At 75.8% G+C, this 697-nt stretch carries 2 protein-coding genes; both read left to right on the top strand.

The features are described from left to right. Positions 1-190 (top strand): 3-oxoacyl-[acyl-carrier-protein] synthase III C-terminal domain-containing protein (locus ACFV0Q_RS41245; protein WP_385013210.1); only part of this gene is annotated, 190 nt, incomplete at its 5' end. 7 nt (positions 191-197) lie between these two features. Beyond that, positions 198-697 (top strand): isoprenylcysteine carboxyl methyltransferase family protein (locus ACFV0Q_RS41240; RefSeq protein WP_385013208.1); only part of this gene is annotated, 500 nt, incomplete at its 3' end.

Here is a 697-nt window from a genome sequence, read left to right as displayed (position 1 = left end):
CCTGGTAGCCGGAGCGCTCTTCGGGGACGGAGCCGGGTCCCTGGCGGCGGTCGGCAACCTCTCCTCCGCGTCCGTCCTGCACATCCTCGGCTCGGTGCAGGCCGCCGGTCCGCCCGCGCCCGGATCGGTCGGGCTGATGCTGGCCTTCGGCCCGGGCTTCGCCTCCGAACTCGTCCTGCTGCGCTGGTGAGGTCCTGATGCCGTCGACGTCCCCCCTGCTGAACCCCTACCTGCTGCTCCTCGCCCTGGTGGCGGCGGAGCGGCTCGCCGAGCTGGTCACCGCCCGGCGCCATGCCGCCTGGAGCCTGGCGCGCGGTGCCCGCGAGTACGGCCGCGGCCACTACCCGGCCATGGTCGCGCTGCACACCGCGCTGCTGGTGGGGTGCGCGCTCGAAGCCCCGTACCGGCCGTTCCTGCCCCTCCTCGGCTGGACGGCGCTCGGTCTCGTCGTGGCGGCGCAGGTGCTGCGCTGGTGGTGCGTCGCGGCGCTGGGGCCGCGTTGGAACACCCGGGTGCTCGTGGTGCCCGGGCTGCCGCTGGTCACGGGCGGGCCGTACCGGTGGCTGCGGCACCCGAACTACGTGGCGGTGGTGGTGGAGGGGCTGGCGCTGCCGCTGGTGCACTCCGCGTGGCTGACGGCCCGGTACCTGGTTGCGGCGGACGGCCTGCACACGCCGGTGCGGCGCGCCCTGGGCCT

Source organism: Streptomyces sp. NPDC059564, assembly GCF_042735575.1.
Taxonomy (GTDB): Bacteria; Actinomycetota; Actinomycetes; order Streptomycetales; family Streptomycetaceae; genus Streptomyces.
The sequence above is the reverse complement of the archived record's forward strand: the minus strand, read 5'-3'. Positions and strand labels throughout refer to the sequence as shown.